Origin of the sequence: Corynebacterium glucuronolyticum DSM 44120 (genome assembly GCF_030440595.1) — a bacterium.
Taxonomy (GTDB): Bacteria; Actinomycetota; Actinomycetes; order Mycobacteriales; family Mycobacteriaceae; genus Corynebacterium; species Corynebacterium glucuronolyticum.
In genome coordinates this window covers 2,246,064-2,270,183 of the sequence record NZ_CP047452.1, presented here as the reverse complement: position 1 = coordinate 2,270,183, position 24,120 = coordinate 2,246,064, and the positions used below count along the sequence as shown (strand labels likewise).

24 protein-coding genes and 1 tRNA gene are annotated in these 24,120 nt (G+C 61.5%); 14 read left to right on the top strand and 11 right to left on the bottom strand.

Going from position 1 to position 24,120, the window contains the following annotated elements:
* The first annotated feature begins 189 nt into the window (after positions 1–189).
* Genes CGLUCO_RS10215 through rdgB form a run of 7 tightly spaced genes read left to right on the top strand, consistent with a single transcriptional unit; the run spans position 190 to position 5,556 of the window.
* Positions 190–909: a rhomboid family intramembrane serine protease gene (locus CGLUCO_RS10215; RefSeq protein ID WP_034989124.1), complete on the top strand. Its 720-nt coding sequence runs from the start codon at positions 190–192 to the stop codon at positions 907–909.
* Positions 906–1,769 (top strand): hypothetical protein, encoded by an 864-nt coding sequence (locus CGLUCO_RS10210; protein WP_005394297.1) that lies wholly within the window; start codon positions 906–908, stop codon positions 1,767–1,769. Before CGLUCO_RS10215 ends, CGLUCO_RS10210 begins: the two co-directional genes overlap by 4 nt.
* Before the next feature lie 26 nt (positions 1,770–1,795).
* Positions 1,796–2,716 (top strand): serine hydrolase, encoded by a 921-nt coding sequence (locus tag CGLUCO_RS10205; protein ID WP_084036108.1) that lies wholly within the window; start codon positions 1,796–1,798, stop codon positions 2,714–2,716.
* Complete coding sequence (gene murI / locus CGLUCO_RS10200) at positions 2,716–3,501, top strand: glutamate racemase (protein WP_005388980.1); 786 nt, start codon at positions 2,716–2,718, stop codon at positions 3,499–3,501. Before CGLUCO_RS10205 ends, murI begins: the two co-directional genes overlap by 1 nt.
* 17 nt (positions 3,502–3,518) lie before the next feature.
* Complete coding sequence (locus tag CGLUCO_RS10195; RefSeq protein ID WP_084036107.1) at positions 3,519–4,286, top strand: MBL fold metallo-hydrolase; 768 nt, start codon at positions 3,519–3,521, stop codon at positions 4,284–4,286.
* A complete protein-coding gene (rph, locus tag CGLUCO_RS10190) occupies positions 4,283–4,996 on the top strand; it encodes a ribonuclease PH (protein ID WP_084036106.1) in 714 nt (237 codons plus the stop codon). Before CGLUCO_RS10195 ends, rph begins: the two co-directional genes overlap by 4 nt.
* The gene (gene rdgB / locus CGLUCO_RS10185; protein WP_084036105.1) at positions 4,993–5,556 is read left to right on the top strand and encodes an RdgB/HAM1 family non-canonical purine NTP pyrophosphatase; all 564 of its coding nucleotides are present in this window, start codon (positions 4,993–4,995) and stop codon (positions 5,554–5,556) included. Before rph ends, rdgB begins: the two co-directional genes overlap by 4 nt.
* Here the strand turns inward: rdgB and CGLUCO_RS10180 are convergent.
* Entirely contained in the window at positions 5,528–5,887 is a 360-nt protein-coding gene (locus CGLUCO_RS10180; protein WP_084036104.1) for a DUF3817 domain-containing protein, read from the bottom strand. The two genes, rdgB and CGLUCO_RS10180, sit on opposite strands and share 29 nt — an antisense overlap.
* Positions 5,871–6,275 (bottom strand): hypothetical protein, encoded by a 405-nt coding sequence (locus CGLUCO_RS10175; RefSeq protein ID WP_005388988.1) that lies wholly within the window; start codon positions 6,273–6,275, stop codon positions 5,871–5,873. Before CGLUCO_RS10175 ends, CGLUCO_RS10180 begins: the two co-directional genes overlap by 17 nt.
* Positions 6,276–6,356: 81 nt before the next feature.
* On the opposite strand from CGLUCO_RS10175, the gene CGLUCO_RS10170 reads away from it, so the two are divergent.
* Positions 6,357–6,441: transfer RNA gene (locus CGLUCO_RS10170), tRNA-Leu, on the top strand.
* 254 nt (positions 6,442–6,695) lie between these two features.
* Here the strand turns inward: CGLUCO_RS10170 and CGLUCO_RS10165 are convergent.
* Positions 6,696–8,063 carry a GntT/GntP/DsdX family permease gene (locus CGLUCO_RS10165; protein WP_084036103.1) on the bottom strand — a complete coding sequence of 456 codons (1,368 nt, stop codon included), beginning with the start codon at positions 8,061–8,063 and terminating at the stop codon, positions 6,696–6,698.
* 248 nt (positions 8,064–8,311) lie between these two features.
* Here CGLUCO_RS10165 and CGLUCO_RS10160 point away from each other — a divergent pair, with 248 nt between their 5' ends.
* From CGLUCO_RS10160 to CGLUCO_RS10150, 3 genes are read left to right on the top strand one after another with little or no spacing between them, the layout of a single operon-like run.
* Positions 8,312–8,602: a DUF3618 domain-containing protein gene (locus CGLUCO_RS10160; protein ID WP_084036102.1), complete on the top strand. Its 291-nt coding sequence runs from the start codon at positions 8,312–8,314 to the stop codon at positions 8,600–8,602.
* Complete coding sequence (locus CGLUCO_RS10155) at positions 8,599–9,186, top strand: DUF305 domain-containing protein (RefSeq protein WP_084036101.1); 588 nt, start codon at positions 8,599–8,601, stop codon at positions 9,184–9,186. The genes CGLUCO_RS10160 and CGLUCO_RS10155 overlap by 4 nt, the downstream gene beginning before the upstream one ends.
* A gap of 42 nt (positions 9,187–9,228) precedes the next feature.
* Positions 9,229–9,504 carry a DUF3618 domain-containing protein gene (locus CGLUCO_RS10150; protein ID WP_005394328.1) on the top strand — a complete coding sequence of 92 codons (276 nt, stop codon included), beginning with the start codon at positions 9,229–9,231 and terminating at the stop codon, positions 9,502–9,504.
* A gap of 49 nt (positions 9,505–9,553) precedes the next feature.
* Here CGLUCO_RS10150 and CGLUCO_RS10145 read toward each other — a convergent pair whose 3' ends face one another.
* The 7 genes from CGLUCO_RS10145 to uxaC form a co-directional block, all read right to left on the bottom strand.
* A complete protein-coding gene (locus CGLUCO_RS10145) occupies positions 9,554–10,033 on the bottom strand; it encodes a gluconokinase (RefSeq protein ID WP_005394329.1) in 480 nt (159 codons plus the stop codon).
* On the bottom strand, positions 10,033–11,262 hold the full coding sequence (gene manD, locus CGLUCO_RS10140; RefSeq protein ID WP_005388996.1) for a D-mannonate dehydratase ManD: 1,230 nt from the start codon (positions 11,260–11,262) through the stop codon (positions 10,033–10,035). Before manD ends, CGLUCO_RS10145 begins: the two co-directional genes overlap by 1 nt.
* Before the next feature lie 53 nt (positions 11,263–11,315).
* Positions 11,316–11,765, bottom strand: a complete 450-nt coding sequence (locus tag CGLUCO_RS10135) for a peroxiredoxin (protein ID WP_005388997.1) — start codon at positions 11,763–11,765, stop codon at positions 11,316–11,318.
* Positions 11,766–11,921: 156 nt separating this feature from the next.
* Entirely contained in the window at positions 11,922–13,946 is a 2,025-nt protein-coding gene (locus CGLUCO_RS10130; RefSeq protein WP_084036100.1) for a cytidylate kinase family protein, read from the bottom strand.
* Positions 13,933–15,654 (bottom strand): beta-glucuronidase, encoded by a 1,722-nt coding sequence (gene uidA / locus CGLUCO_RS10125; protein ID WP_084036099.1) that lies wholly within the window; start codon positions 15,652–15,654, stop codon positions 13,933–13,935. The genes CGLUCO_RS10130 and uidA overlap by 14 nt, the downstream gene beginning before the upstream one ends.
* Positions 15,647–16,834, bottom strand: a complete 1,188-nt coding sequence (locus CGLUCO_RS10120; protein ID WP_198481476.1) for a mannitol dehydrogenase family protein — start codon at positions 16,832–16,834, stop codon at positions 15,647–15,649. The genes uidA and CGLUCO_RS10120 overlap by 8 nt, the downstream gene beginning before the upstream one ends.
* Entirely contained in the window at positions 16,831–18,240 is a 1,410-nt protein-coding gene (gene uxaC, locus CGLUCO_RS10115) for a glucuronate isomerase (protein ID WP_084036097.1), read from the bottom strand. The genes CGLUCO_RS10120 and uxaC overlap by 4 nt, the downstream gene beginning before the upstream one ends.
* Positions 18,241–18,394: 154 nt before the next feature.
* Here uxaC and CGLUCO_RS10110 point away from each other — a divergent pair, with 154 nt between their 5' ends.
* Both CGLUCO_RS10110 and CGLUCO_RS10105 read left to right on the top strand, forming a co-directional pair.
* Positions 18,395–19,522 carry a gluconate:H+ symporter gene (locus tag CGLUCO_RS10110; protein WP_232621984.1) on the top strand — a complete coding sequence of 376 codons (1,128 nt, stop codon included), beginning with the start codon at positions 18,395–18,397 and terminating at the stop codon, positions 19,520–19,522.
* A gap of 498 nt (positions 19,523–20,020) precedes the next feature.
* Positions 20,021–21,025, top strand: a complete 1,005-nt coding sequence (locus CGLUCO_RS10105; RefSeq protein WP_234985025.1) for a putative endonuclease domain-containing protein — start codon at positions 20,021–20,023, stop codon at positions 21,023–21,025.
* Here the strand turns inward: CGLUCO_RS10105 and CGLUCO_RS10100 are convergent.
* Positions 21,015–22,058 (bottom strand): LacI family DNA-binding transcriptional regulator, encoded by a 1,044-nt coding sequence (locus CGLUCO_RS10100; RefSeq protein ID WP_005389004.1) that lies wholly within the window; start codon positions 22,056–22,058, stop codon positions 21,015–21,017. The two genes, CGLUCO_RS10105 and CGLUCO_RS10100, sit on opposite strands and share 11 nt — an antisense overlap.
* 97 nt (positions 22,059–22,155) lie before the next feature.
* On the opposite strand from CGLUCO_RS10100, the gene CGLUCO_RS10095 reads away from it, so the two are divergent.
* Complete coding sequence (locus tag CGLUCO_RS10095) at positions 22,156–24,030, top strand: hypothetical protein (RefSeq protein ID WP_084036095.1); 1,875 nt, start codon at positions 22,156–22,158, stop codon at positions 24,028–24,030.
* Positions 24,031–24,120 lie beyond the last annotated feature (90 nt).

Here is a 24,120-nt window from a genome sequence, read left to right as displayed (position 1 = left end):
GCTGCCGGGGGCCGGACATGGCTCCTCCGTGCGCCCCTTGTGCCCCTTGCGCCCTTAGCAGTGGGGACAGGCGGACGCGGGGCAGGGGTACCGACGCGGGTTGCCGTAGTACGTGGATGCGGTCATCATGCGCTATCGTTTACGGCGAAAGTTTTCATGGATATCTCGTGTAAAAGGACAGCGGTGCAGATGAATAGTTTTTCTTCCTCTGATAACCCCCGTGGCGGGTACCGCACACCCGGGTACACCAGCCAGTTTAATCAGTACGGACAGTCACCACTCGTGCCGGGCACGCCCGCGCCCGCACCCCAACAGCCCCGTCAACGGGGTGGCATCAAGGTTGGGCTGCGCATCGCGGTAGGGTTCGTCATCGTCATCTGGGCAGTATTCATCGCCACCTATCTCACTGGTGGGTTCCTGTCCAATTTCGGCATTCACCCGCTGGATCCCTCCTCACTGCCGTTCATCCTCACCTCCCCGCTGCTGCACGCCAATCTGTCACACATCATCTCCAACACGATGGCAGGGGCTGTGTTCGCATTCCTCGTCGGCTGCTCCGGCAAGCGGGTGTTCTGGGAAGTTACACTCATCTGCACCGTGATCGGTGGATTCGGAACGTGGGTATTTGGCGGAATCGGCACCAACCATATCGGTGCCTCCGGAGTCATCTACGGATGGCTCGCCTACCTCATCGTCCGAGGTATCTTCAACAAGTCCCTGCGAGAAATCCTCCTCGGTGTCGTTCTCGCATTCACCTATTCCGGTCTCATCTGGGGAGTCCTCCCCGCAGATCCGTCGGTGAGCTGGCAGGGCCACCTGTTCGGCGCAATCGGAGGGATTCTCTGTGGCATTTTCCTCACCTCCGATGACCCGATTCGCCCCGAAAAGACGGGGGTACAGCAGGGATGAGCCAAAAGGCAACCGGACGTGTTGTCGCCTGCTTATTCGCTGCCACCATGGCAGCCGGTGCGCTGACTGCGTGTCAGAACGCAACCACCCAGGCTCGCGTCACCACCGTGCCAGCACAGGAGGCTGACACGAGCCCCACCCCGGCGGAGATCGCTGTGGACGCGGCGATGGATGACGGCTTTGACGGGGAGTTCGGAGTCGTTGTCATTGACGGCTCAGGAACGTACGAGGCAGGTGATCTGGCCACAACGAACGCCTGGTCCACCATCAAGGTTCCGATCGTCCTCGCCGCTGTCGATGCCGATGCAGACCTGGCCGATAGCGACCTTGTAGAGGCGACGCTGCGCTGGTCCGATAATGACACGGCGTGGACGCTGTGGAAGACGCTGGGGAGCACGCCGGAAGAGCGCGCCGCAGCCGTCGAGGATGTGCTCGTTGCGTCGGGTGACACGGCGACGAAGGTAAAGATTGCCCCCAATGAACCCTACGGCGCAACCCAGTGGAGCCTGCGCCACCAGGCGAGGTTTATGTCCAACCTGCGCTGTTTGGACAATGCCGATGCCGCCCTCAATTACATGGGCGACGTTATCGACGAGCAGCGCTGGGGTCTCGGTGAGCTGAAGAACGCGGAGTTCAAGGGTGGCTGGGGTCCTGACGATGACGGCACGTACCAGGCCCGGCAGATGGGGATTGTGCCTGTTGCCGACGGAAGAGACGTGACAATCGTCCTTGCCACGAACGTGGAATCCGAGGAGTATCGCGAGGATGCGGAAGATGCGTTGTCGCGTGCAGTGAAGGCTCTCCGCCCGTATCTGAAACAGGCGGTGGGGCGCGACTGCGCCGTCACCTTCAGATCCTAAGAGGTACACATTTTAAGGTGGTAGTTGTGAAAAAAATTCTCGTAGCGCTGGCATGCGTGGCAACAGCAGCCACAGCGGTTCCGTCCGTCGCGTCCGCAGCCGTCGCCCAAGCCGATCTGGATCGGGTCGCCGCAGAAGTCACCGCTGAAACGGGGGTTCCCGTGGGTATCGCGCTTCACGACGCCTCGGGCACCCGGTCAGCGGGAACCATCACCGATTTCCCCGCCTACTCCACAGGCAAGGTTCCCCTGGCCATCGCCGCCCTGCGCCACAACCCAGCCCTTACAGGCGATGCCACCGCCGCGATCACCGTCTCCGATAACGCGGCTGCCGACAGGCTCTGGTCGGCACTCGGCGGCTGGCAGGCCACGGCCAAAGTCAACGCCGTGCTCCGCGATGGCGGGTCCACCACCGTCAACCCCGGCTGGTGGGCGATGCCTTCGTGGACTGTTGCTGACCAAGCAGCTTTCTTCGCAGCCATCCCATGCGTGGACAAAGGCCCAGAGGTGGAAGCCATGATGGGCAACGTCGTGGACTACCAGCGGTGGGCTTTCGGCGGCTTCCCCGGCGCGAAAATCAAGGGTGGCTGGCTACCAGAGCACGGATATTCCCTGCGCCAGGGCGCAATCCTCCCCGTGGGTGGGGGATGGGTGGGTGCCTCCGTCGCCGTCCGCACCCCGGATAACACCTTCACCCGCGCCTCCGACGCCGCCACCCGTGCAGCCAACAAGCTGCGCCCACTCCTGGATAGCTCCGAGCCACTCACGTGCGCAGGTCCCGTGCAGACGCAGGCGGCCTCCGGCGCGCCTACGGCACCCACAGCACCCGCCGTGCCGACCGGGCCCATCGGACACATCGCCATCCCTATTCCCGGCGCGGAGCCGCTCGTTGCCTGGGCGAACGGGCTCATCGATCAACTCAACGTCCAGCTGCGGAGGTTCATCTGATGGATGCACGGCCAATTGGGATCTTCGATTCCGGGGTTGGCGGGCTGACGGTTGCCCGCGCGATCGCGGATCAGCTGCCCCACGAGTCCATCCACTACCTGGGGGATACGGCGCACGCGCCCTACGGGCCGAGGACGGCAGATGAGGTGCGCGCACTGAGCACATCCGTTGCTGATCAACTTGTCGCCCGGGACATCAAACTGTTGGTCATCGCCTGCAACACGGCAACAAGCGTGTTCCTCGATGAGGCGCGCGCACTCTACGATGTTCCCGTTCTCGGCGTCATCGAACCGGCGGTGCGCAGGGCGGTACAGGTGACCAAGAACGGCAAGGTTGCTGTTCTGGGGACGGTGGGCACCATCCGTTCCGGTGAGTACCAGCGGCAGATGGAAAGCTACGAGGGCGTCACGTGCTACGCCGCGCCCGCGCCCCGTTTTGTGGACTTTGTGGAACGGGGTATCACAACGGGCCGCCAGATCCTCGGTGTGGCGCAGGCGTATGTGTCGCCCCTGCAGGAGGCGGGGGTGGATACATGTGTCCTCGGCTGCACGCATTACCCCCTCCTGTCCGGAGTGATCCAGCTGGCGATCGGCGATCACGTCACACTCGTCAGTTCCTCGGAAGAAACAGCGAAGGCGGTGGTTCGCCTGCTCATGGAGGAGGACCTGCTCGCGCCGGAGGATGCGGAACCCGAGCGCAGGTACGAAACCACAGGGGACCCGCGTCTTTTTGCACAGTTAGCCAGTCGGTTCGTGGACACCGGCATCAACTGGTTTGAGATGTAGCGGGTAGACTTAGCGCCATGAAGCTGACGATCCTTGGGTGTACTGGTTCCGTGGGAAGCGCGGTGGGTCCGTCTTCCGGCTATCTTCTCCAGGACGGGGAGCGCCCGGCCATCGTCATGGATATCGGCTCCGGTGTCATGGCGGAGCTTGAGCGCCGCATCAACCCCGCGGAGGCGCACGTCCTGTTTAGTCACCTGCACTCGGATCACTGCGCCGATTTCCCCAGCCTCCTGGTATGGCGGCGTTTCCACCCCACGCACAAGGCCGAGGGGCGGCATCTCTTGTTCGGCCCGCCGGAAACCCCGGGGCGCATGGGTAGGCTGATTAGCGATGACCCCGAGGGCATCGATGACATCACGGATACGTTCGCGTTCGGGCCGTGGCACGTGGGAACGAAGGAGATCGTCGAGGGCTTCACCGTCGAACCGTTCCATGCCATCCACCCCATTGATGCCTACGCACTGCGTCTCACGCACCGCCATTCGGGTACGGTTCTTGCCTACTCGGGTGACTCCTCCGCCACCGATGATCTCGTTGAGTGCGCACGCGATGCGGACCTGTTTATCTGCGAGGCAACATGGGGCGCGTCGAGCGCCGGACAGCCCGCAGACATGCACATGTCCGGCGGTGAGGCGGGCGATATTGCGCGCCGGGCCAGTGCGAAGCGTCTGCTTATCACCCATATTCCGCCGTGGGGTGACCGCGAGGGTGCGGTCAGTGCTGCGAAGGCGGAGTTCCCCGGGGAGGTGCTCGTCGCGCGTCCCGGGTTAAGCTTGGAGCTATGAGTGAAACCTTTACCCGCGCGGATGGCCGCGCAACTGACGAGCTTCGAGAAGTAAAAATCACCCGCAACTTCACCACGAACCCGGCTGGGTCCGTACTGGTGGAGTTCGGTCGTACCCGGGTCATGTGTACGGCGAGCGTGCAGGAGGGCGTGCCCCGGTTCAAGAAGGATTCGGGCGAGGGGTGGCTGACGGCCGAGTACGCCATGCTCCCGGCCGCCACCAACGAGCGCAATCCGCGTGAGTCTGTCAAGGGCAAAGTTAAGGGGCGGACGCAGGAGATCTCCCGCCTCGTCGGCCGGTCCCTGCGGGCAGCGATCGACCTCACCAAACTGGGGGAGTACACCATTGCGCTGGACTGCGATGTCCTGCAGGCAGACGGTGGCACGCGCACGGCCTCCATCACGGGTGCGTACGTTGCGCTCGCTGATGCGCTGGCCTCCATCGACAAGACGGATGCGCTGCTCCCACCCGTCGCCGCTATCTCCGTGGGGCTTATCGACGGCCACCCGTGCCTCGACCTCCCGTACGAGGAGGACTCCCGCGCCGAGGTGGACATGAATATCATCATGAAGGAAAACGGCACGTTCGTGGAGATCCAGGGCACCGGCGAGCACGGTGACTTCTCCCGAGAGCAGCTGGGAACCCTCCTGGATCTTGGTGAAAAGGGCTGCCGGGAGCTCGTCGAAAAGCAAAAAAAGGCCCTCGCGTGATCCTCCTTGCCAGCCACAACGCGGCTAAAGCCGCAGAATTGAAGAGACTCACCGGCCTCGAGGTCGTCACCCCCGATTACCCCGAGCCCGTCGAGGACGGCCTGAGCTTTAAAGAAAACGCCCTCATCAAAGCCCGCGCCGGTGCCAAGGCCACCGGCCTTGTCACGCTTGCCGACGACTCCGGCCTCACCGTCGAAGCCCTAAACGGCATGCCGGGGATCCTCTCCGCCCGCTGGTCAGGCACCCACGGCGACGACGAAGCCAACAACAAGCTCCTCCTCGCCCAGCTCACCGACCTCCCCCGCGAGGCGGCGTTCGTCTGCTGTGTGGCACTTGTCACCCCCGACGGCGAGGAATACGTGGAGGAATGCCACTGGGAGGGCACCATCGCCACCGAGCCCCGCGGCGAGAACGGCTTCGGCTACGACCCGATTTTCATCCCCCACGACGGAAACGGAAAAACCTCCGCCGAATTGACGGCGGAGGAAAAAGACCGACTGTCCCACAGGGGCCAAGCGATGCGAAAGATCGCTACGCGTTTAGCTCAAATTTCTCAGTAACTTCCTTGCGGCGGTAATGCTCCGCCACGAAGGACAGGAACGGAATCGTGCCCGCAAGCGCGGTGAGGAACGCCTTGGTGAGATCCCACCGTGCCTGCGTGGTGAGGTTCACCGTAGCCACGAGGTAAATGATGTAGAACAGGCCGTGGAGCGGGCCGATCGCCGAGGCCCAGGCCGGAATCTCCACGCCAAAGCCGTAATCGCAGATCATGCGCGTAACAAGGACGAGGAGCCACACACCCGTCACCCACGCGGCGATGGAATAGAAGCGCAGCGCCTTGGCTACACGTTTCTTCCTCCCCGGGTGAATCTTCTTAGTCGTCTCCGTCATGTCGATCCTTTCGTCGGCGAGGCGCAAACTTCTCGTTGTACGCCTCGATGTCTGTGTTGACTGGTGACGGCATCCACTCGGAGGACACCGTCGTCACCTTCTTTTTCCCCTTCTTCTCGGAGTTCTCCTCCTCCAGCTGCTCGAGTTCCTGGCTAAACTCGTCTTCGTTGAGGCGGTCGTTTTCGTAGTCCCGCACCTTGAGGTAGAAGAAAACGAGGAAGCCGCCGAAGATGGGCCACTGAATGGCATAGCCCAAGTTCTGCACACTGCCGTCCGGCGAGGTGTACCTCTGCCACTGCCAATACGCCGCGACCAGCGTGAACGCGACGCCGAGCGTGAGAAGAAGGATGTGGGAGAAGCGTACCTTGAACTTCTTTTTCCCAGTCATACTTTCGGATTATATCCGATTAGGTTTTTATCCCCTATTCGCGTTACTATATCTTTCGCCGTCGTACGTGTGAGACGGCAGGCGCCCGTGGCGGAATTGGCAGACGCGCTAGATTTAGGTTCTAGTGCCTTAGGGCGTGGGAGTTCAAGTCTCCCCGGGCGCACCACAATCTCCTCCGTACACGCAGCTGGAATCTCCTCCAGACATACAACTGGCGGACCCGGAAAGCACAAACGAATAGCGATAGGCCACATGCGCTTCGGTGCATGTGGCTCTTCGGTGTTCAGGGCCACGTTCGGGGCTTAAGCAGGGCTGTCGGGGCGCACATGAAAAACCCGGGGAGCGAGCAAGCCGAACCCCGGGGCTAATACCTCGGGGTGGACACCCCGACCCCGGGGCGGACAATTGCGCGGACGTGGTCTAGAACACGAGGCTGAGAAGAAGGACAAAGACGAGGCCGAAGACGGAGATAAGCGTGGTGATAAGCGACCACGTCTTGAACGTCTGGCCGACGGTCATTCCGAAATACTCCTTGATAAGCCAGAAACCCGCATCGTTGACGTGCGAGAGGAAGTTTGACCCCGCACCGACAGCAAGCACCATGAGGGCGAGCTCGGGGGAACTGAGCCCCTCCGCAAGCGGTGCCGCCAAGCCTGCCGCGGTGATCGTCGCGACGGTTGCGGAACCCGTAGCCAGGCGGATGAACACTGCGATGAGCCAGCCAGCAAGAAGCGGAGAAATCGGCTGGGCAGCTAGCCACTCGCCGAGAACGGTGGCGATGCCCGAATCCACGAGCGTTTGCTTGAACCCGCCACCTGCGCCCACGATGAGGAGAATGCCCGCGATTGGGGCGAAGGCCTCGCCGATGAGCTTATTGGCACCGCGGAACCCGCGCCCACCGCGCGTTCCCAGTGCAAACATGCCGTAGATGATGGCGGATAACAGTGCCATGAGGGGCTTGCCAAAGAAGTGTACGAGGGTGGTGACAACGGGAATCTCAATGGCGAAAATCTCAAAGATAGCCTGCACCAGCATCAACACAACGGGGATCGCCACAATAGCAACGGAGGTGGCGAAACTGGGGCGTTCCTCCTCCGGAACCGGCTCCTGATCCGCGCCGATGGTGAGGTTCGGGCCGATCGGCACCCAGCGGGAAGCAAAAGTGCCAAGCACTGGCCCGGAAAGGATGAGCACGGGGATGCCGATGATAATGCCGAACGCGAGGGTGATACCCAGGTTCGCGCCGAGCGTATCGATGGCGATGAGCGGACCGGGGTGCGGCGGCACGAAGCAGTGCAACGTGGACAGTCCGGCGAGCGCCGGCACCCCGAGGAGGATGGGGGATAAGCCGGTCCTCTTAGCCATGAGCATGACCACCGGGATGAGCAGCACGACACCGACCTCAAAGAACAATGGTAAGCCGATGATCATCGCGATGAGCGCCATCGCCCAGGCGAGCTTGGCCTTGGGTGTGTGCGAGATGATCGAATCGACGATCTGGTCCGCGCCACCCGAGCGAACGAGCAGTGTGCCGATCATGGAGCCGAAGACAATGAGGACGCCGACACCACCCACGGTGGAGCCGAGACCGTCGGTGAAAGAGTCGAAGGCATCCAAAAGGGGAGTGCCTGCGACAATTGCCATGACGAACGAGCCCGCCAGCAGCGCGAGGAATGCGTGCGTTTTGGCGACGGTAATGAGTAAAACAATGGTGGCGATGCCCACCAGGGCGGCGATGACCAGCTGGCTTGCGCTGGTTGTGGCCGCCTCTGCGAGTGCGAGGGGCACAGCGGCTCCTTTCCTATGCGTTTTTGCTTTTAGATGCGCGTGGTTTGTGTTCTTGTGAGTTGTGTTCTCGCGGGTTGCGTTCTCGCGAGTTTTGTTCCTAGGTGTGATTATAATTTCGCGCCTCTGGGCCGCCTTTTCAGGCCGAGGTGCCGGTTGGTGCACCACCCATCGTGCTAAAGGAATGACAAACGTTGATTGGGGACGCAGTTGTTCCAGTCAATGAACCGTGCATCGCTATACTGATAGGCATGGCACGAGACATTCACGATATTGAGCGCGACATTGCCCGTCACCGCGAAGAACTAGCCCGCACGCTGGACAAGCTGGTCGAGGAGGCCTCACCGAAGAAGGCCGGCCAGCAGTTTGCATCGCTTGCGCAGGCGAAGGTGAAAAACGAGGACTTCCAGAAGAAGATCCTCCTGGGGGTGGCGGCTCTCGGTGTCGTTATCGTCGCCACGGTGGTGACGAAGAGGCGCGATAAGAAGCAGGTGGAAAAGCTCCGGTCGCTCATCCAAGCGCGCCGTGAAGCGCTGAGGTGAAACGCCTCGTAGCTACTGCCCTCGTTGTGTTGACCTGTGCCACTGGCTGCGCGCAGATGTCAGGGCAGGGTAATCCCTCCGAGGTCGCCGGCTTTACGCGCAGCGGCTCGATGCCGGCCGAGGCCAACATGGTCGACGTGCTATTCCTTGCGCTCATGGTGCCGCACCACCAGCAGGCGGTGGACATGTCGGATATGGTCCTGGCGGATCCGTCGATTAGCCCAGAGACCAAGGATCTTGCGCAACGGATCCAGACAACCCAGTCCCGTGAGATCGAATACATGAACCACCTCGCCAGTGAGTGGAATCAGCAGGAGCTTATGCGCTCCCACGCCGACCACCTCTCCATGGGCATGATCAGCCAGCAGCAGATGGACGAATTGCGCAACTCCACGGGTGCTGGCATGGAACGTCTCTTCCTGCGCCTTATGTATCTTCACCACGAGGGTGCCATCAAGGAGCTGGGTAACTTGGTCAAAAACGGCGGCTATGAGCCACTGCGCGAGCTGGCGCAGCACATGAAGGATCAGCAGCTCGCGGAGATGGATGAGATGCAGTCTCTGCTGGGCGAGAAACCTGTGTAAACTGAGACAACGTAAACAAAAGTGATGTAAGGATTTATTTTCATGGCTCGTTCCCTCGATGACATTCAGGCAGACATCGACCGCACTCGCGCGCACCTCGCTTCTACTCTTGATCAGCTTGCGGCACGCACGAAGCCGGAGGCGCTTGTCGACGATACGAAGGCTCAACTCACCGCCCGCGCAAAGGAACCGCAGGTTCAGGCGATCCTCGCAGCAGCAGGTGCCGTCATTGTCGTGGGACTTATCGCATCGCTTGCGCGAACCTCGAAGAAGCGCAAGGAGATTAAGCGCCTCACCGCGTGGCTCGAGGATAAGTAAGTAGATAGACGTATGCCCCGCTCACAGCGTGAGCGGGGCATCTTTTTGTCTACTGTACGGCCTGGTAGGCGGCTTCAACGATGTCGTCGACGGGCTGGTCGATGTCGATGAGCACGCCAGGCTCGTCGTCGCAAAGCATCTCGAGGGTGGCCATCTGGCTGTCCAGCAGAGAGGAGGGCATGAAGTGGCCCTCCCGACAGGTCACCCGTGAGAGGTGCACGGTGTAGCTCCCGTGGAGGTGCACAAAGAACGTGTCTGGGGCCGCCGCGCGGATGATGTCTCGGTAGGAGCGCTTCAGAGCGGAGCAGGCGATGACACCGTCTGCGCGTTCGTGCAGCCACTCGCCGACGAGCGTGAGCCAGGGGGCTCGATCCTCGTCGGTGAGCGGTATGCCCGAGGACATCTTGTCAATGTTTTCCTTCGGGTGCAGCTCGTCTCCGTCCTTGTACTCAATACCTAGCCGGGCGGCGAGGTCGTGGCCGATAGTTGACTTCCCACAGCCACTCACACCCATGACGACGATGTGCATTACCAGTTGTGCACCGTCCCGTCGGCAAGCCTGTTGTAGGGAAGGTACGCCTGCTCGTAGGGGAACTTCTCGGCGATCTCCGGGTGGAATTCCACGCCGAGGCCGGGCTTGTCACCCGGGTGCAGGAAGCCGTTTTCGAAGGTCATGGACGTCTCGAAGACCTCGAGGGTTTCCTTGGAGTGCGTCATGTACTCCTGTGCGCCGTAGTTGTGGATGTTGATGTCCAGGTGCAGCTCGGCGGCGAAGCCGATGGGGGACACGTCCGTAGGTCCGTGGAAGCCAGACTTGATCTGGTACGGCTCGGCCTGTGCCATGACCTTCTTCAGCGGGGTGATGCCGCCGAAGTGGGTGGTGGCGCAGCGGACGTAGTCAATGAGCTGATTGTCAATGAGATCCTTGATGTCGTACACCGAGTTGAACACCTCGCCGATGGCCAGCGGGGTGGTGGACTGCTGGCGCACGTAGCGGAGGTTCTCCTGGTTCTCGCCGAGGGTGACATCCTCCAGCCAGAACAGATTGTACGGCTCGAGGGACTTGGCAAACTGTGCGGCCTCACGCGGGGTGAGGCGGTTGTGGCCATCGTGCAGGAGGGGCAGCTCCGGGCCGAACTCGTTGCGCACGGCCTCGAAAACGGTGGGAACGTGGCGCATGTAGGCGGCGGAGTCCCAGTCCTCCTCGACGGGCCAATCGCCACGGTTGGCGGGCTCGAAGTCGTAGCGCATGCCGGAGGACTGATCCTGAGCGGCAACGCCGTACAGCTTGTTGATGCCCGGCACGGATGTCTGGACGCGGATCATGGTGTAGCCGAGGTCCATCTCGTAGCGGATGGAGTCGAACAGGCTCTCCAGATCGGTGCCGGAAGCGTGGCCGTAGGCGCGAGCGCCCTTGCGGCAGGCACCACCGAGCAGCTGGTAGACCGGCATGTTGGCGACCTTGCCCTTGATGTCCCACAGGGCCATGTCCACGGCGGCGATGGCGGCCATCGTGACGGGGCCACGGCGCCAGTAGCAGGAGCGGTAGAGGAACTGCCAGGTGTCTTCGATGTTCTGGGCATCGCGGCCGACGAGCAGCTGGCACACGTGATCCTTGAGGTAGTGCGCGACGGCGAGCTCACGGCCGTTGAGGGTGGCGTCGCCTACACCGACGACACCGTCCTCGGTTTCGAGGCGGAGGGTGACAAAGTTACGGGACGTGGAGAATACGTACACGTCGGCTTTCGTGATCTTCATGTCTCCAGTTTCGCCCGGAACGTGCCCGCTAATCTAGTTGTTGCCAGAAGTTGTCACAGGCCCAGATCGCGGCGGACGCGGTCCACGTGACCCTTGGCCCGCACGTTGTACCAGGCGTGTTCGATCACGCCGTCAACCACGTAGAACGTGGAGCGGATGATGCCCATCGTCTTCTTGCCGTAGTTGTTCTTTTCGCCATATGCGCCGTACGCGGTGGCCACCTCGTGGTCCGGATCGGACAGTAGCGTGAAGTTCAGGCCGTGGTCATTGATAAACTTCGCAAGCTTTTCCGGCTTATCGGGTGAGATGCCGTAGACCGGCAGCCCCAAGGACTCGATGTTGTCGCGAAAGTCGCAGGCCTCCGTCGTGCACCCTGGGGTGTTGGCGCGCGGGTAGAAGTACACGATGACCGTGCCTTTCTTGGGCAGGCTCACGTCCTTTCCGGTAGCGTCGGCCAGGGTAAAGGTGGGGGCGGGATCGCCCTGTTCAAGTCGTTTCGTCATGTGCCCAAGTGTAGGTGAAAAGCTGTAACCTAGGCTCAACGTGCCTAGTATTCGTGCTCAGTATTCGTCCAGCTCTGGTCGAGTTGAGGCTCGGGCAGAAGGTTGAGCGGATAAGAAAAGGGCACCCGAAGGTGCCCTTGTGACGCGTACTAGCCGTTAGCGTTCTTGCTGCGCTTCGGGGTACTTGTCGTAGTAGACGTCGGCGATGATCTCCACGATCTGCTCGTAGGTCACACTGGACGTGTTGAGGACGAGGTCGTAGGACTCATCGGAGTTCGGATCCCACTGGTAGAGGGCGCGCGCCATCTCAGTACGGATCCGATCCTCTGCGTGGCACTGCTCCTCCGCCTCAGCGGCGTTCAAACCCGTCTTGTACATGACGCGCTCCACGCGCTTGCCCAAGGGTGCGACGAGGCGGATGTGCAGGGCGCCGACCACGTGGCGCAACACGAGCGCACCGTTGCGGCCGAGCAGCACACCACCGTCGTTGACGGCCTCCAGCACGAAGGCGGTGTTATCAGAGGCGATCTTCCGGTCTGCGGCGATGCCGGCGGCATCGTCATGCGAGGACACAGACCGCATCCAGCGGCTGAAGGCACTGTCGCTGATGAGCGCGTCGCGGTCCACCTGAGACAGGGTCTTCGAGCTGAAGGCCTGCTGGACGTAGGGAACGCCGAGGCGCTCAGCAAGGGCCGGGGCGATCTCCGAGGCGCCGGAACCACGCTGGCCAAAGACGGTGACCACCGGTGGGAGGTGTTCGCCCTCCCGGCGCATCCGCAGGTTACGGCCGTCGCCACTGTTATCCGTGATGACGCGCTCTGCGGGGACACCGGCGTGGGTGGCCACAGCCTTCTGTGTGCGGCGCTTGTTCAGATCGTTGACGATGCCGGTGTGGGTATCCACATCGAGGCGGTAGAAGAACATGACCACGATGGCGAGTACCGCAAGGACCGCGGGGACAGCACCGGTGGCGATGCGAATGCCCTGGAGGGCCTCCACAGACTGGGTATCGGCCTTGGCAACGTAACCGAAGGCGCCGATGACAGCGCCGCCGATCCAGCCGCCGATGCCCTGGCCACACTTGCGGATGAAGGAGAGGATGGAGTACGAGCCGCCCTCTGCACGGGTTCCGGACTTCCACTCGCCGTAGTCCACGGTGTCCGCCTGCATGGAGAACATGAGGGAGTTGGTGCCACCCGTGCCCACACCGAGGAGGAACCAGGCGATGATTGCCATCGGCAGGGAGCCACCGGGCATGAAGAAGATGATGAGGTAGCCGGCGATGGCGACCACACCAGCAGCCATGTAGCCGTTGCGCTTGCCCATGCGAGCCGTGATTTGCGGAACGAAGCTGGCGATGAGAACCGTGCCCACGGTCTGCGCGAGCATGAGGTAGGTGAACCAGCCGGCATTGCCGATGACGTAGCGGGCGTAGTAGATGCCCACGGCGTTCATGGTGAACATGGCGCCGAGAAGGAAGAATGCGCCGAGGCAGAGGGTGATGAGCGGGCGGTTCTGGCCAATCATCTTGAAGGTCTTGCGCATGTTGATCTTCTCACCACTGCGCGGCACGACCTCCCTCGCGTTGGCGAAGCAGATGAGGTACAAGATGATGGCAATGACACCGAGGATGGCGCAGGTGATAGTGAACTTCAGGCGTACGCCATCAGCGGTGGTGTCCTGGAACTGCGGGGAGATGACAGCCGAGAGGGCGACACCGGTGACCGCAGAGGCGATGGCGCGGGCGCCGGACAGCTTGGATCGGTCGACGGGGTCCTGCGTCATTGCGGCAGATAGAGAGCCGTAGGGGATGTTCACCAGCGAGTAGGCGAGCTGGAAGGCGGCATCGAAGAGGAAGATCCAGGCGACGGTTGCTGTCGGTCCAAGCCCTGCGGGCACGGAGAACAGCAGCACGAAGACAATAGCCAGTGGTGTGGAGCCGAAGAGGATCCACGGGCGCAGGCGACCCCAGCGGGTGTCGAAGCGGTCCACCATTTGTCCACTGAACAGGTCTGTAAAGCCTGCCCACACCTTGGTTACGCCGTAGATGGTGCCGGCGACGCCGGCGGAGAGGCCGGCAATGTCCGTCATGAAGACCATGAGGAACATGGAGGTCATCATGAAGGAGAGGTTGTTGGCTACGTCGCCGAGCGCGTAGCTGAAAACTTTACTTGTTTTCATTTGTCCACCTGTTTCGTAGGTAGCGGGCGGCGGCCTTGGGACGACGGTCCCGGGTGAATGCACCCTTCTTGTTGCCGTCGACGCGGGCGTAACCCGGTTTGGTTTGGAAGTCGGCGAAGTTCCACATGTGCTCGCCGATGACATTGTCACAGTTGTCGAAGACCTCAGAGTTCGCCTCCAAGTAGGCAACCTGATAATCCTCGGTAAACAGGGAATTGTACAGTGAGTGCAGGCCAGAGACGGTATCCGCTCCGTACTCGGTGATGATGATCGGCTTGTCGCCGAATCTCTCGACCCAGCCGGCGAGCTCCTCTGTGAAGTGCTGCTTCGCGGTCTCAAGGTCGCCGGCGTCGACGTACCAGCCGTAGTAGCGGTTGATCATCATGACATCGAACAGGTCAGTGATTTGGCACTTGTCGTAGGGGCTGGTCATGACGTTGACGTAGCCGATGGGGCGGGTCGGGTCGCACTCGCGCGCGAGCTTGGCCAGGGGTTCGAAGTAGGCGCGGGAGTCGGGGTCAGTCGTGTCCGGCTCGTTGGCGATGGACCACAGCACCACGCTGGGGCGGTTCTTATCGCGGGCGATGAGCTCGCGGATGGTGTCCGCGTGGTGCGCCTGCGTCTTCTCATTGACGCTCTCGGGGCTGTACGTCTTCTTGGCGGTGGTGCCGAGGATGCCGCCGGCGACGGCCATGTTGAGGCCCACGGCCGGGGTCTCGTCGATGACGACGATACCGTGCCTGTCGCAGTAGTCCATCCACTCCTCTGCGTAGGGGTAGTGGCTGGTGCGCAGGGAGTTTGCACCGATCCAGTGGAGGAGCTCCATGTCGCGCTGTACGGACACGTCGTTGTGTGCCTTGCCCAGCGTCTCATGGTCCTCGTGCATGCCGAAGCCTGTGAAGTAGAAGGGTTTGCCGTTGATGAGGAACTCGTGTCCCCTCACCTCGACGGTGCGGAAGCCGAACTGCTCACGGTAGTAGTCGACGACCGACTCGCCGTCGAGAAGCTCGATCCGCAGGGTGTACAGGTTACCCTCGCCGGGGGCCCACAGTGTGGGCTTGTCGACGGTGAGTGTTCCCTTGTCACCAGTACCCGTGACCTCGGCCTCTTCGATGGTCACCCGGACATCGCCCGGGGCGGACTGCGTGACCTCGTAGTGGCACACGCCGTCCATCCCAGCAACGATGCGCACATCGCACACGTGGCGCTCCGGCTTGTTTACCAGGTAGATGGTGCGGTGAATGCCCGTGTAGTTGTAGAAGTCGTGCATATACTCCTGACGCAGGCGACCGTCCGGAAGCTCCACGATCTCGCCCGGAGGGATGCACGTCATGTCCAGGCGGTTGTCCACCTCGACGATGACCTCGCACGTCGTGCCCGGGGTGACACGCTCGGTGATGTCGCACTCGAACGGCAGGTAGCCACCCTTGTGACGGCCCACCTCCTCGCCATTTACGCGCACGACAGCGTGGTGGGTAGCAGACCCGAAGCGGAGGCTGACCTTGTCGGTGAAGGAGCGGGGGATGAAGATCTCCCGCTTGTAGTAGTAGACGCCCACGTGGTCGCGGACCTCAGAATCGGCGAACACGTCGTTGACGGAGCCCGGTACGGCCATCTCGCGGTCATAGTTCGTCCCGTCGAGGGAGAACTGCCAGAACCCATCGAGGGGCAGCAGGTCGCGGGTTTCATTTTGCTGAGGCTTAAGCATTCTGGATCTTCTCTACGTGTGCGCGGATCTTCTCGTCGGCATCGATGCCAAGCACCTGGCACAGAGCCTGGACCGGATCGGACTGTCCCTTCGCTTCGTTGATCTCGTCGGCGCGGGTGTCCTTTATGTCCTCGGTCGTCAGGCAGTAGACGATCCACGCGGCGATGGAGAATGCAGCGCCGTCGCCGTGGGCGATGCCGTAGATCGGTACCGCGCGGTTCTGCTGCTTCGTCGCACCGTCGATGGCGATCTGCGCGAGGTTGTGGCGGATGTTCGGGTTTTCAAAGCGCTCGATGAGGCTGGCGCGGTAGTCGGTCACATCCATGGGCAGGCCCTGAGCGGCCTCGTCCCACAGGGCTTCTACCTTCTCGTGCACGTCGGGATCGCAGATCGCGTCGGCGACGGTCTCGTGCCCCTTGAGCTGCCCGTAGTAGGCCATGAGCGAGTGGGAACCGTTAAGTAGCCACAGCTTGCGGTGCTCGAAGGGCTCGATATCCTCAACGAACTCCACGCCGGCCTTTTCCCAGTTCGGGCGGCCTGCGGGGAATTCGCCCTCGATAACCCAGCTGGCAAACGGCTCGGTGACAACCGGTGCCTTATCCGCAAAGCCGGTCTCCTTTTTCACCAGCTCGATGAGCTCATCGGTGGTGGCGGGGGTGATCCTGTCGATGGACGTGGTGGGGAAGGTGACGTTCTCGTCCATCCACGCCTTCAGCTCGTCGTCTGCCACGGCATAGACGGCCTGCTTGCACTTTTCCCCGTTTCCGGAGACGTTGTCGCAGCTCATGATCGCGATCGGGCCGGCACCGGAGGCCTTGCGGGCGGTGAGCCCCTTCGCAATCCTCTGGGGCGCGGAGTTGTCCGAGGTGTCGTCGTAGCCGGCCTCGGTAATCGTGAGGGTGACCACCTTCACGTCGGAGCTAGCCATGAGCTCCATCAGGCGCTCCACGTTGGCAGCGGGCTGCGTTTCCGTAATCGTCTCAATGAGATCAAAGGTGTCGCCGTCCTTAGAACGGGTGACCAGCATGTACTTGTTGTCCTGCGCGGTGAGCAGGTCGCTCATGCGGGCAGAGCGGCCGGTGAAGGAGACGTAGTTCCAATCCGGGTCCGCCTCGTGTGTGTACCAGACCTGGTGGGCGCGGTGGAAGGCACCTAGTCCGAGGTGTACGAGTGTGCTCATAGCTTGAATACCCTCCTGGGTGAATTGTCAATAAGGTCTACGATGATGTCCGCTGCACGATCCTCCGTCAGGCGGTGCTCGGCAACGAGACGTGCGAGGTAGCCTGCCTCCACGCGGCGCGACGTATCGTGACGTGCGGGGATGGAGCAGTAGGCGCGGGTATCATCAATGAATCCCGAATAGCGGGAGAATCCTGTCGTGCCGGTCGTGGCGGCGCGGAAGCGTTTCATGGCATCGATCTCGTCGATGAACCACCACGGCGCGCCCACGTAGGCGGCGGGGTAGTAGCCGGCGATTGGGGCGATCTCGCGGGAGAATGCCGTCTCGTCCATGGTGAACATGACGAAGTGGAAGTCCGGGTTCTCGCCGAAGTCCGCGAGCAGCGGCTGCAGGCCGTTGATGTAGTCCAGTGCGAAGGGGACATCGTGGCCGGTGTCGGGGCCAAACTTCTTTAGCGCCGAAGGCGAGCTGTTGCGGTAGACGCCGGGGTGGATCGTCATGACGAGGCCGTCGTCCTGGCTCATCTCCGCGAAGCGGTAGGTCATGTTCCCCTCGAAGGCCAGTGCCTCCTCGAAGGTGGCTTCGCCGCGCATCCCCTTATCCAGCAGTTCCTGCGCCCCAGCAGCAGAAAGTGGCTGGGTTTGGCAGTTGTGGATGCCGTGGTCGGTGCTCACTGCACCGTGGTCGATGAAGTACTGGCGGCGGTTCCGCATGGCCTGCAGGTAGCCCTCGTAGCCGGTCTTTCCGTCGCCCGCAGTATCGATGAGCTTTTCGACGTTCCCCTTGAAACCCGGGTTGTACATCTTGGTGTAGGCATCGGGGCGGAACGTGGGGAGCACGCGCGGGGTGAAGGAAGCATCGGTGCGCAGGGTGGCGTGTGCCTCGAGGTCATCGAGCGGATCGTCGGTGGTGGCCAGGACGTCGAGCTTAAATGTGTCTGCGAGCTCGCGCGGGCGGAAGTCGGGCTGAGCCAGAACCTCGCTGAGATCGTCGTAAAGCGAATCTGCCTGCTCCGAGCAGATCCGGGAGGGATCAATGCCGAAGACGTGGGCAAACTCCTGCTCGACCCAGTACCCCGTGGCGGTGCCGGCGTAGAGGTCCCAGTTCTCGCAGAACAGGCGCCAGGCGTGTCGCGGACCCTTGCCTTCGTGCCCACCGACTTGGAGTTCCTCCATGTCGATGCCGGCGGAGTGCAGCACGCGGGTGAGGTAGTGATCGGGGCTGATCAAAAGCTTGGTGGGGTTCGGGAACGCCGTGTTGTCGACGAACATCTGCGGGTCCAGGTGTCCGTGCGGGCTCACGATGGGCATATCCTCCACGTAAAGGTACAGGCGTCGGGCAATGTCGCGCGTCCCCGGATCTGCGGGGAACAGGCGATCAGGATTGTATGCGGGATGCGTGTTCATGCCTTCAACCTAGCTGGGAGAACGCGGCATAGCCGCGTAGTTGCCAACAGTTGCTGTGTGGCTCAAGTCACTGAAATATTTTGACCTGCAGAAATAACACAAAGGTCGTTTCTTTATGTCGCCGGAACTACATATGGTCCAAAATATGCACATTATGGGGGTCGTACTTGGCATCGCTCTCATGCTGGTGCTCAACATGAAATTCAAGGTCAACGCCATGGTGTCGCTCCTCATTGCGGCTCTGACGATCGGCTTCCTGGAGCGAATGGGGCCGGCGGAGCTCTTGGAGACAATCCAAACCGGATTCGGCTCCACCCTCGGCTCGCTGGCAATCATCGTCGTCTTCGGCGCAGTGATCGGCAAACTCATGGTGGACTCCGGTGCCGCCACCCGGCTTGCCGACACCCTCATCGAGAAATTCGGCGTAGGCAAGGTCAAGGTGGCCATGGTCATCGTCGGCCTCGTCTTCGGCCTGGCGATGTTCTACGAGGTCGCCTTCATCATCCTCGCCCCGCTCATCATCGCCGTCGCGGTGGAAGCCAAGGTCCCGTTCCTCAAGATCGCAATTCCCGCAGTGGCCGCCACCACCACGGCGCACTCCCTCTTCCCGCCACAGCCTGGCCCCGTCGCTCTTGTCGACGCCTACGGTGCCGACACCGGCATGGTCTACATCTACGCCCTCATCGTCGCCATCCCCACCGTCATCATCACCGGCTGGGTGCTGCCCCGCTTCCTCGGCTACCTCGACCGCCCCGTCCCCAAACTCATGCGTCCCGACGAGGACATCCCCGCCGACCAGCGCCCAAGCTTCGCCCTCTCCCTATTCGTCCCCCTCATCCCCGCAATCGTGATGATCTCCGCCACGATCACCAAGGCCTTCATCAGCGAGGATTCTGCTGCCTACGAGTGGGTGAGCTTCATCGGCTCCCTCATGACCGCGACGAGCATCTCGCCCTACATCATGGCCTGGGCAATTACCGTCCTCATCCGCCTTGCCACCGGCCAAGGCGTGGTTTCTGCCATGACCGCCACTGGCATCATCTCCGCAGCGCTCATGGATCCGGTGACGGGCACCATTACCGCCGCGAACCCTGCCCTCCTTGTCGTCGCCACGGCTGCCGGTTCCAACACTTTCACCCACGTCAACGATGCCTCCTTCTGGCTGTTCAAGGGATACTTCGACCTCTCCGTCAAGGACACTCTCAAGACGTGGGGTCTCCTCCAGCTCTGCAACTCCATCGTCGGCCTCGTGGTTGTGATGGGCATCTCCGTATTCGTGTAGGAGCTTTTCCCTCCCGGCTAGATCCCTTAACTGCGTAATTGGGTCGGTTTTGGGGGGATTTGTTGAGTTAGCGATCCTGGGTTGGGGTGTGCATGGTGTGGGTGGTGTGCGGGCTCGGGCTTGCGCGTATGGCTGGATCCCTTAACTGTGTAATTGGGTCGGTTTTGGGGGGATTTGTTGAGTTAGCGATCCTGGGTTGGGGTGTGCATGGTGTGGGTGGTGTGCGGGCTCGGGCTTGCGCGTATGGCTGGATCCCTTAACTGCGTAATTGGGTCGGTTTTGGGGGGATTTGTTGAGTTAGCGATCCTGGGCTGGGGTGTGCGTGGTGTAGGTGGTGTGCAGGCTCGGGCTTGCGCGTACGGCTAGATCCCTTAACTGCGTAATTGGGTCGGTTTTGGGGGGATTTGTCGAGTTAGCGATCCCGAGCACGCGGGTTCCGCGCACCCAAACCCCGCGCACCCAAACCCGTGCACCCAAACCCCGCAGACCCAGCCAGCCGTGCCGAAAAACCACACCTTGCACAGCGGAACTCCCCGGAATGTGTTTAACTTTGGAAAAAGAGAAAACATCGGGAGGACCTGGGAGGGAATTGTGCATTATCAGGGGGTGCCGTTTTATGAGCAGGCAGAAAACAGTTGGGAGAAGAAAAGACGTATGGAGAAGCTTCGTCGCGATCTTACGGCGGAGTCGCTGTCGAAGAAGTTCCCGGGTTTGATCCTGGCGGGGAAGTCCGTGGCCGAGCGGTCCTCGGTGGCGCTTCTCACCCCACCTGCGGAGATAGAGTTTTTGCGGTGTCATGGTTCGAAAGGACAGACACCTGGGGAGACCGTAGTGCATAGGTTGGGGGCTCTGGGGACGCGGGAGGTTCTCCAGAATGAGGAGCCTCCGTATTTGGAGTGCAGCCTAGCCACGGCGTTGCTGGATATTGCCCGGTGGCACGGTGTACGGGAAGCGGTAGTTGCGATGGATGATGCGCGACGGCGGAACCTGGTGAACTGGGATGAGGTTCTTCGTTTGCTAGGTGAGCAGGAGGGGCGTCTGCGCGGAACGAAGGCTGCGCGGATTGCGTGTTTTCTTTCCCATCCGGGCGCGGAGTCGGTGCGGGAGTCGTTGGTGCGGTTGGAGCTGTATGTGAATGATTTTCCTGCGCCGCTGGTTCAGCCGAAGGTGCTGGATGTAACGGGAAGGTTCATAGCGCGGCCGGATTTGTTGTTCCGTGATGAGTCTGTGGCTGTGGAGTATGACGGCCAGGGGAAATATAGGGGTTTGCATGGTGTGGCCCCGGCTGATGCGGCGCAGGATGATATGGAACGTCAGCATGAACTGGGGACGCTGGGCATCAATGCTTTTCGCCTGGATAAGAACGGTTTTAGGGATCCGGCATGGGTGGATAATCTGCGCGCTGTCCTGAGGCGGAATGCGAAGAGGCCTTTTCCGCTTGCGCAATTACGGAATATAGAAAAGGCGTGGCCGATCCGCCCGGGGCCGAGGTTTAGGATATGACAGGCCCTGTCGATTCGCGGACGATGAGCCGGGTGGGCAGGCGACGGGGCTTGGATAGGGGAACGTTCATGCCCTCAATCAGGGCGATGAGGTTGGCAGCGGCGACGCGGCCGACGGTGCGCAGAGGGCCTGCCACTGTGGTGAGTGTGGGGGAGTTGACCACGGTCATTTCGGTGTTGTCGAAGCCGATGACCTTGACGTCGTCAGGCACCTGGATGCCGTGTGCCTGGGCGCCTTTGATGAAGCCGATGGCGGCGAGGTCGTTGTAGCAGATGACGGCGTCGGAGGGGTTTTCCTTCCAAATCTCAAACGCACGTCGCCCGCCGGTGATTGTGGGCTGATCCATGCGCAGTTGCCGAACTTGGATGCGCGCTAGTTGCTCTGTTTGCTTGGCCGTTGGTTGGAGGCCACGTCCGTAGTCGCGGTCGGGTGCGTTGACAGCGTCGATGACTCCGCGCCAGCGCATGCCGTCGGCCCAGGCGCCTTCGGGGCCGGCGAGGTAGGTGACGGTGGTGCAGCCGTGGGCTTCGAGGTGGAGCATGGCTTTGAGGGCGCCGTCGTGGTTGTCTACGAGGACGCTGGGTACGCCCTGAACCGGGCGGTTGCAGACAACGGTGGGGATGCCACGGGCAATCTTTTGGATGTCGGCGGCGGCGACGCGGGTGGAAGCGAGGAGGAGGCCGTCGACAAACGGTGCGAGCTTGTCTACGGCAGTACGCCCACGGACGGTGGATTCGTTGGTGTTGACGGTGGCCACGAGCATTTGGTGCGTTGCTGCGGCGTGTTGTGCGCCGCGCGCCAGTTCTAAGAAGAAGGGATTGGCGATGTCCGCTACGACAAGCCCAAGGATCTCGGTTTTGCGGTTGGTTCCCGCACGAACCTCGAGGTCCTGGTGGTAGCCGAGTTCTACTGCGGCGCGTCGAATCTTCTCCGCAGTCTTGAAGCTCACACGGTCTGGCCGGGAAAAAGCCCGGGAAACGGTGGAGGCTGCAACACCCGCGCGTTCAGCTACGTCGTAGATAGTTACGTCCATACCCCTACTTTAGGTCAAACCCCCTCCTGTTTACGTTTGTTTCTTTATCCCCTAACCTGTTTAGTGGAAGAGAATGTATGGAGGTAATGAGGTAGGTATGGCTCACAAGAAGGCTTTGGCTGCGTTGACGGCAGCTGCACTAGCGGTGACGGGAGCCGTCGTGGTTCCTGCCCCGGCGCTGGCGGCGTACGCGAAGCAGGGCACGGACAAGCACGTGGAGGACGTCTTCTGGCTTGATTTGGCTGGTGTGACGGGTCCTGACGGGCGCATCATTCCGGGCAAGGAGGCAACAGTCCCTGGTCTCGAGGGGTACACCGTGAGGGTGAAGGTTGGTGACGAGCAGTCGCCAATCGCCACGGATAAGAAGGCCGCAGCTTTCGACATTGATGGTGTGTCTACCCTGGTAAGCGCCGATAAGGAGGCGACCCAGAAGATCACGGTCACTCTGACCAAGGACGGCAAGCCGGAGCCACTGACCCTTGTTGTTCCCGACCTGAATGGGCAGAAGGTGAAGGTCACCACCTCCGCTGAGGACTGGAAGGGGCTGGCTCTCGAGGTTGCTCCCGACCGTCTTGGGCACAAGGACTTTTCGACGATCACTCGTTCCGGTTCCACGGATGTTCCGCTGGTCCGGACGGATAATAAGGACAACTCCACAACCCTCACCCTTGAGCTTGGGGCAGGGGAGCAAAAAGCGATGGTCGGCATCCTGAAGAAGCGCCCGGCTTCCGCGGAGCCTTCCGCTACTCAGCCGACCCCAGATAAGGCAGCCGCTGCTGAGGATCTAGGAAATAGCATTATGGCATTTTCTGCGGCGGTGGGTGAGATCGGCGCTCTCGCGGACCGTGCTGCAGCCCCGTCCACAGAAACCTCAGGGTCGACACCTGCCCCTTCAGCCACCACTACCTCCGAAACAACGACGGCAAGCACCGAGTCCAACACCTCGAATACGGCCGCCAGGGCGGCTGCACCCAAGGCGGATGCCGAGTCCAGCCCAGCTACCCCAACTACGGAGACGGCCACCGCGAACGTCACGAAGCCGAAGACCGACGAACCGGCCGCAGAGACGAAGCCTGGCGCAGAGACGAAGCCTGGCGCAGAGACGAAGCCTGGCGCAGAGACGAAGCCTGGCGCAGACAACGCGAACGTCACGAAGCCGAAGGCTGACGAACCGGCCGCAGAGACGAAGCCTGGCGCAGACAACGCGAACGCCACGAAGCCGAAGACCGACGAACCGGCCACTGAAGTTAAGCCAGGCACAGGCACCGAGTCTGATGGGAAACCACAGCCGAAGGACCCGGTCATTCCGGAAGGAAACCCGAATAACCCGAAGCCTGATGGAGATTCTGGTTCCGCAGGTACCCAAGGTGATAGCGGTTCCGACGCTGAACCCGGCATGACCGTGCCGGATCCGCAAAAGCCTGGTGACCATAGTTCTAATGGTTCCTCCGGCTCAGTGAATACCGACGCGATCATTGGTTCCGTCATCGGCGTGCTCACCGTCGGCGGCCTTGGTGCCGGACTTCTTGGTGGCGCGGTGGACAAGGTCCTCTCGCCCGCATCGCCGTCGAAGGGTAAGAGCGATGCAGCGAACCAGAAGCATCAGCAGAAGAAGCCGAAGATCACTGTTAAGCAGCCCAATGGTGAATCGTTGACTCTGGCTCAGATGCGCAACCGCAACTCCAAGAGCGCGACGACGACGAAGGCCGCATCGCTTGGTGGTAAGCCGAAGGTGTCCACGAAGGCGAAGTCGAAGACGTCGACGCGTATGGCGCAGCAGAAGAAGCCGCGCATCTCTGTGGGGAAGAAGAGCACCACGAAGAAGGCTGCCAGCTCGTCAAAGAAGAAGACGAGCAAGAAGAAGCTTGCTGATACGGGCGCACCGATCGGGCTGCCTGTGGGGCTTGCATCGCTGCTCATTATGAGTGGCATCGTGCTCCTCGGCGTACGTCAGCGTCGGGGCCAGATCTAAAGGCCAGATTAAGCAGCAACCCCCTTCCTCCTAACCCGGTTCTTTCCGGCCCCTCCCTTTTAGCTCCTTCTCCTCGAAGGAGCTAAAAGG

Coding starts and splice junctions, on each gene's coding strand:
- CGLUCO_RS10215 (WP_034989124.1), top strand. CDS start 190: ATGAATAGTTTTTCTTCCTCTGATAACCCCCGTGGCGGGTACCGCACA.
- CGLUCO_RS10210 (WP_005394297.1), top strand. CDS start 906: ATGAGCCAAAAGGCAACCGGACGTGTTGTCGCCTGCTTATTCGCTGCC.
- murI (WP_005388980.1), top strand. CDS start 2,716: ATGGATGCACGGCCAATTGGGATCTTCGATTCCGGGGTTGGCGGGCTG.
- CGLUCO_RS10195 (WP_084036107.1), top strand. CDS start 3,519: ATGAAGCTGACGATCCTTGGGTGTACTGGTTCCGTGGGAAGCGCGGTG.
- rph (WP_084036106.1), top strand. CDS start 4,283: ATGAGTGAAACCTTTACCCGCGCGGATGGCCGCGCAACTGACGAGCTT.
- CGLUCO_RS10180 (WP_084036104.1), bottom strand. CDS start 5,887: ATGACGGAGACGACTAAGAAGATTCACCCGGGGAGGAAGAAACGTGTA.
- CGLUCO_RS10175 (WP_005388988.1), bottom strand. CDS start 6,275: ATGACTGGGAAAAAGAAGTTCAAGGTACGCTTCTCCCACATCCTTCTT.
- CGLUCO_RS10160 (WP_084036102.1), top strand. CDS start 8,312: ATGGCACGAGACATTCACGATATTGAGCGCGACATTGCCCGTCACCGC.
- CGLUCO_RS10150 (WP_005394328.1), top strand. CDS start 9,229: ATGGCTCGTTCCCTCGATGACATTCAGGCAGACATCGACCGCACTCGC.
- CGLUCO_RS10145 (WP_005394329.1), bottom strand. CDS start 10,033: ATGCACATCGTCGTCATGGGTGTGAGTGGCTGTGGGAAGTCAACTATC.
- manD (WP_005388996.1), bottom strand. CDS start 11,262: ATGAAGATCACGAAAGCCGACGTGTACGTATTCTCCACGTCCCGTAAC.
- CGLUCO_RS10135 (WP_005388997.1), bottom strand. CDS start 11,765: ATGACGAAACGACTTGAACAGGGCGATCCCGCCCCCACCTTTACCCTG.
- CGLUCO_RS10130 (WP_084036100.1), bottom strand. CDS start 13,946: ATGAAAACAAGTAAAGTTTTCAGCTACGCGCTCGGCGACGTAGCCAAC.
- uidA (WP_084036099.1), bottom strand. CDS start 15,654: ATGCTTAAGCCTCAGCAAAATGAAACCCGCGACCTGCTGCCCCTCGAT.
- CGLUCO_RS10120 (WP_198481476.1), bottom strand. CDS start 16,834: ATGAGCACACTCGTACACCTCGGACTAGGTGCCTTCCACCGCGCCCAC.
- uxaC (WP_084036097.1), bottom strand. CDS start 18,240: ATGAACACGCATCCCGCATACAATCCTGATCGCCTGTTCCCCGCAGAT.
- CGLUCO_RS10110 (WP_232621984.1), top strand. CDS start 18,395: ATGGGGGTCGTACTTGGCATCGCTCTCATGCTGGTGCTCAACATGAAA.
- CGLUCO_RS10100 (WP_005389004.1), bottom strand. CDS start 22,058: ATGGACGTAACTATCTACGACGTAGCTGAACGCGCGGGTGTTGCAGCC.
- CGLUCO_RS10095 (WP_084036095.1), top strand. CDS start 22,156: ATGGCTCACAAGAAGGCTTTGGCTGCGTTGACGGCAGCTGCACTAGCG.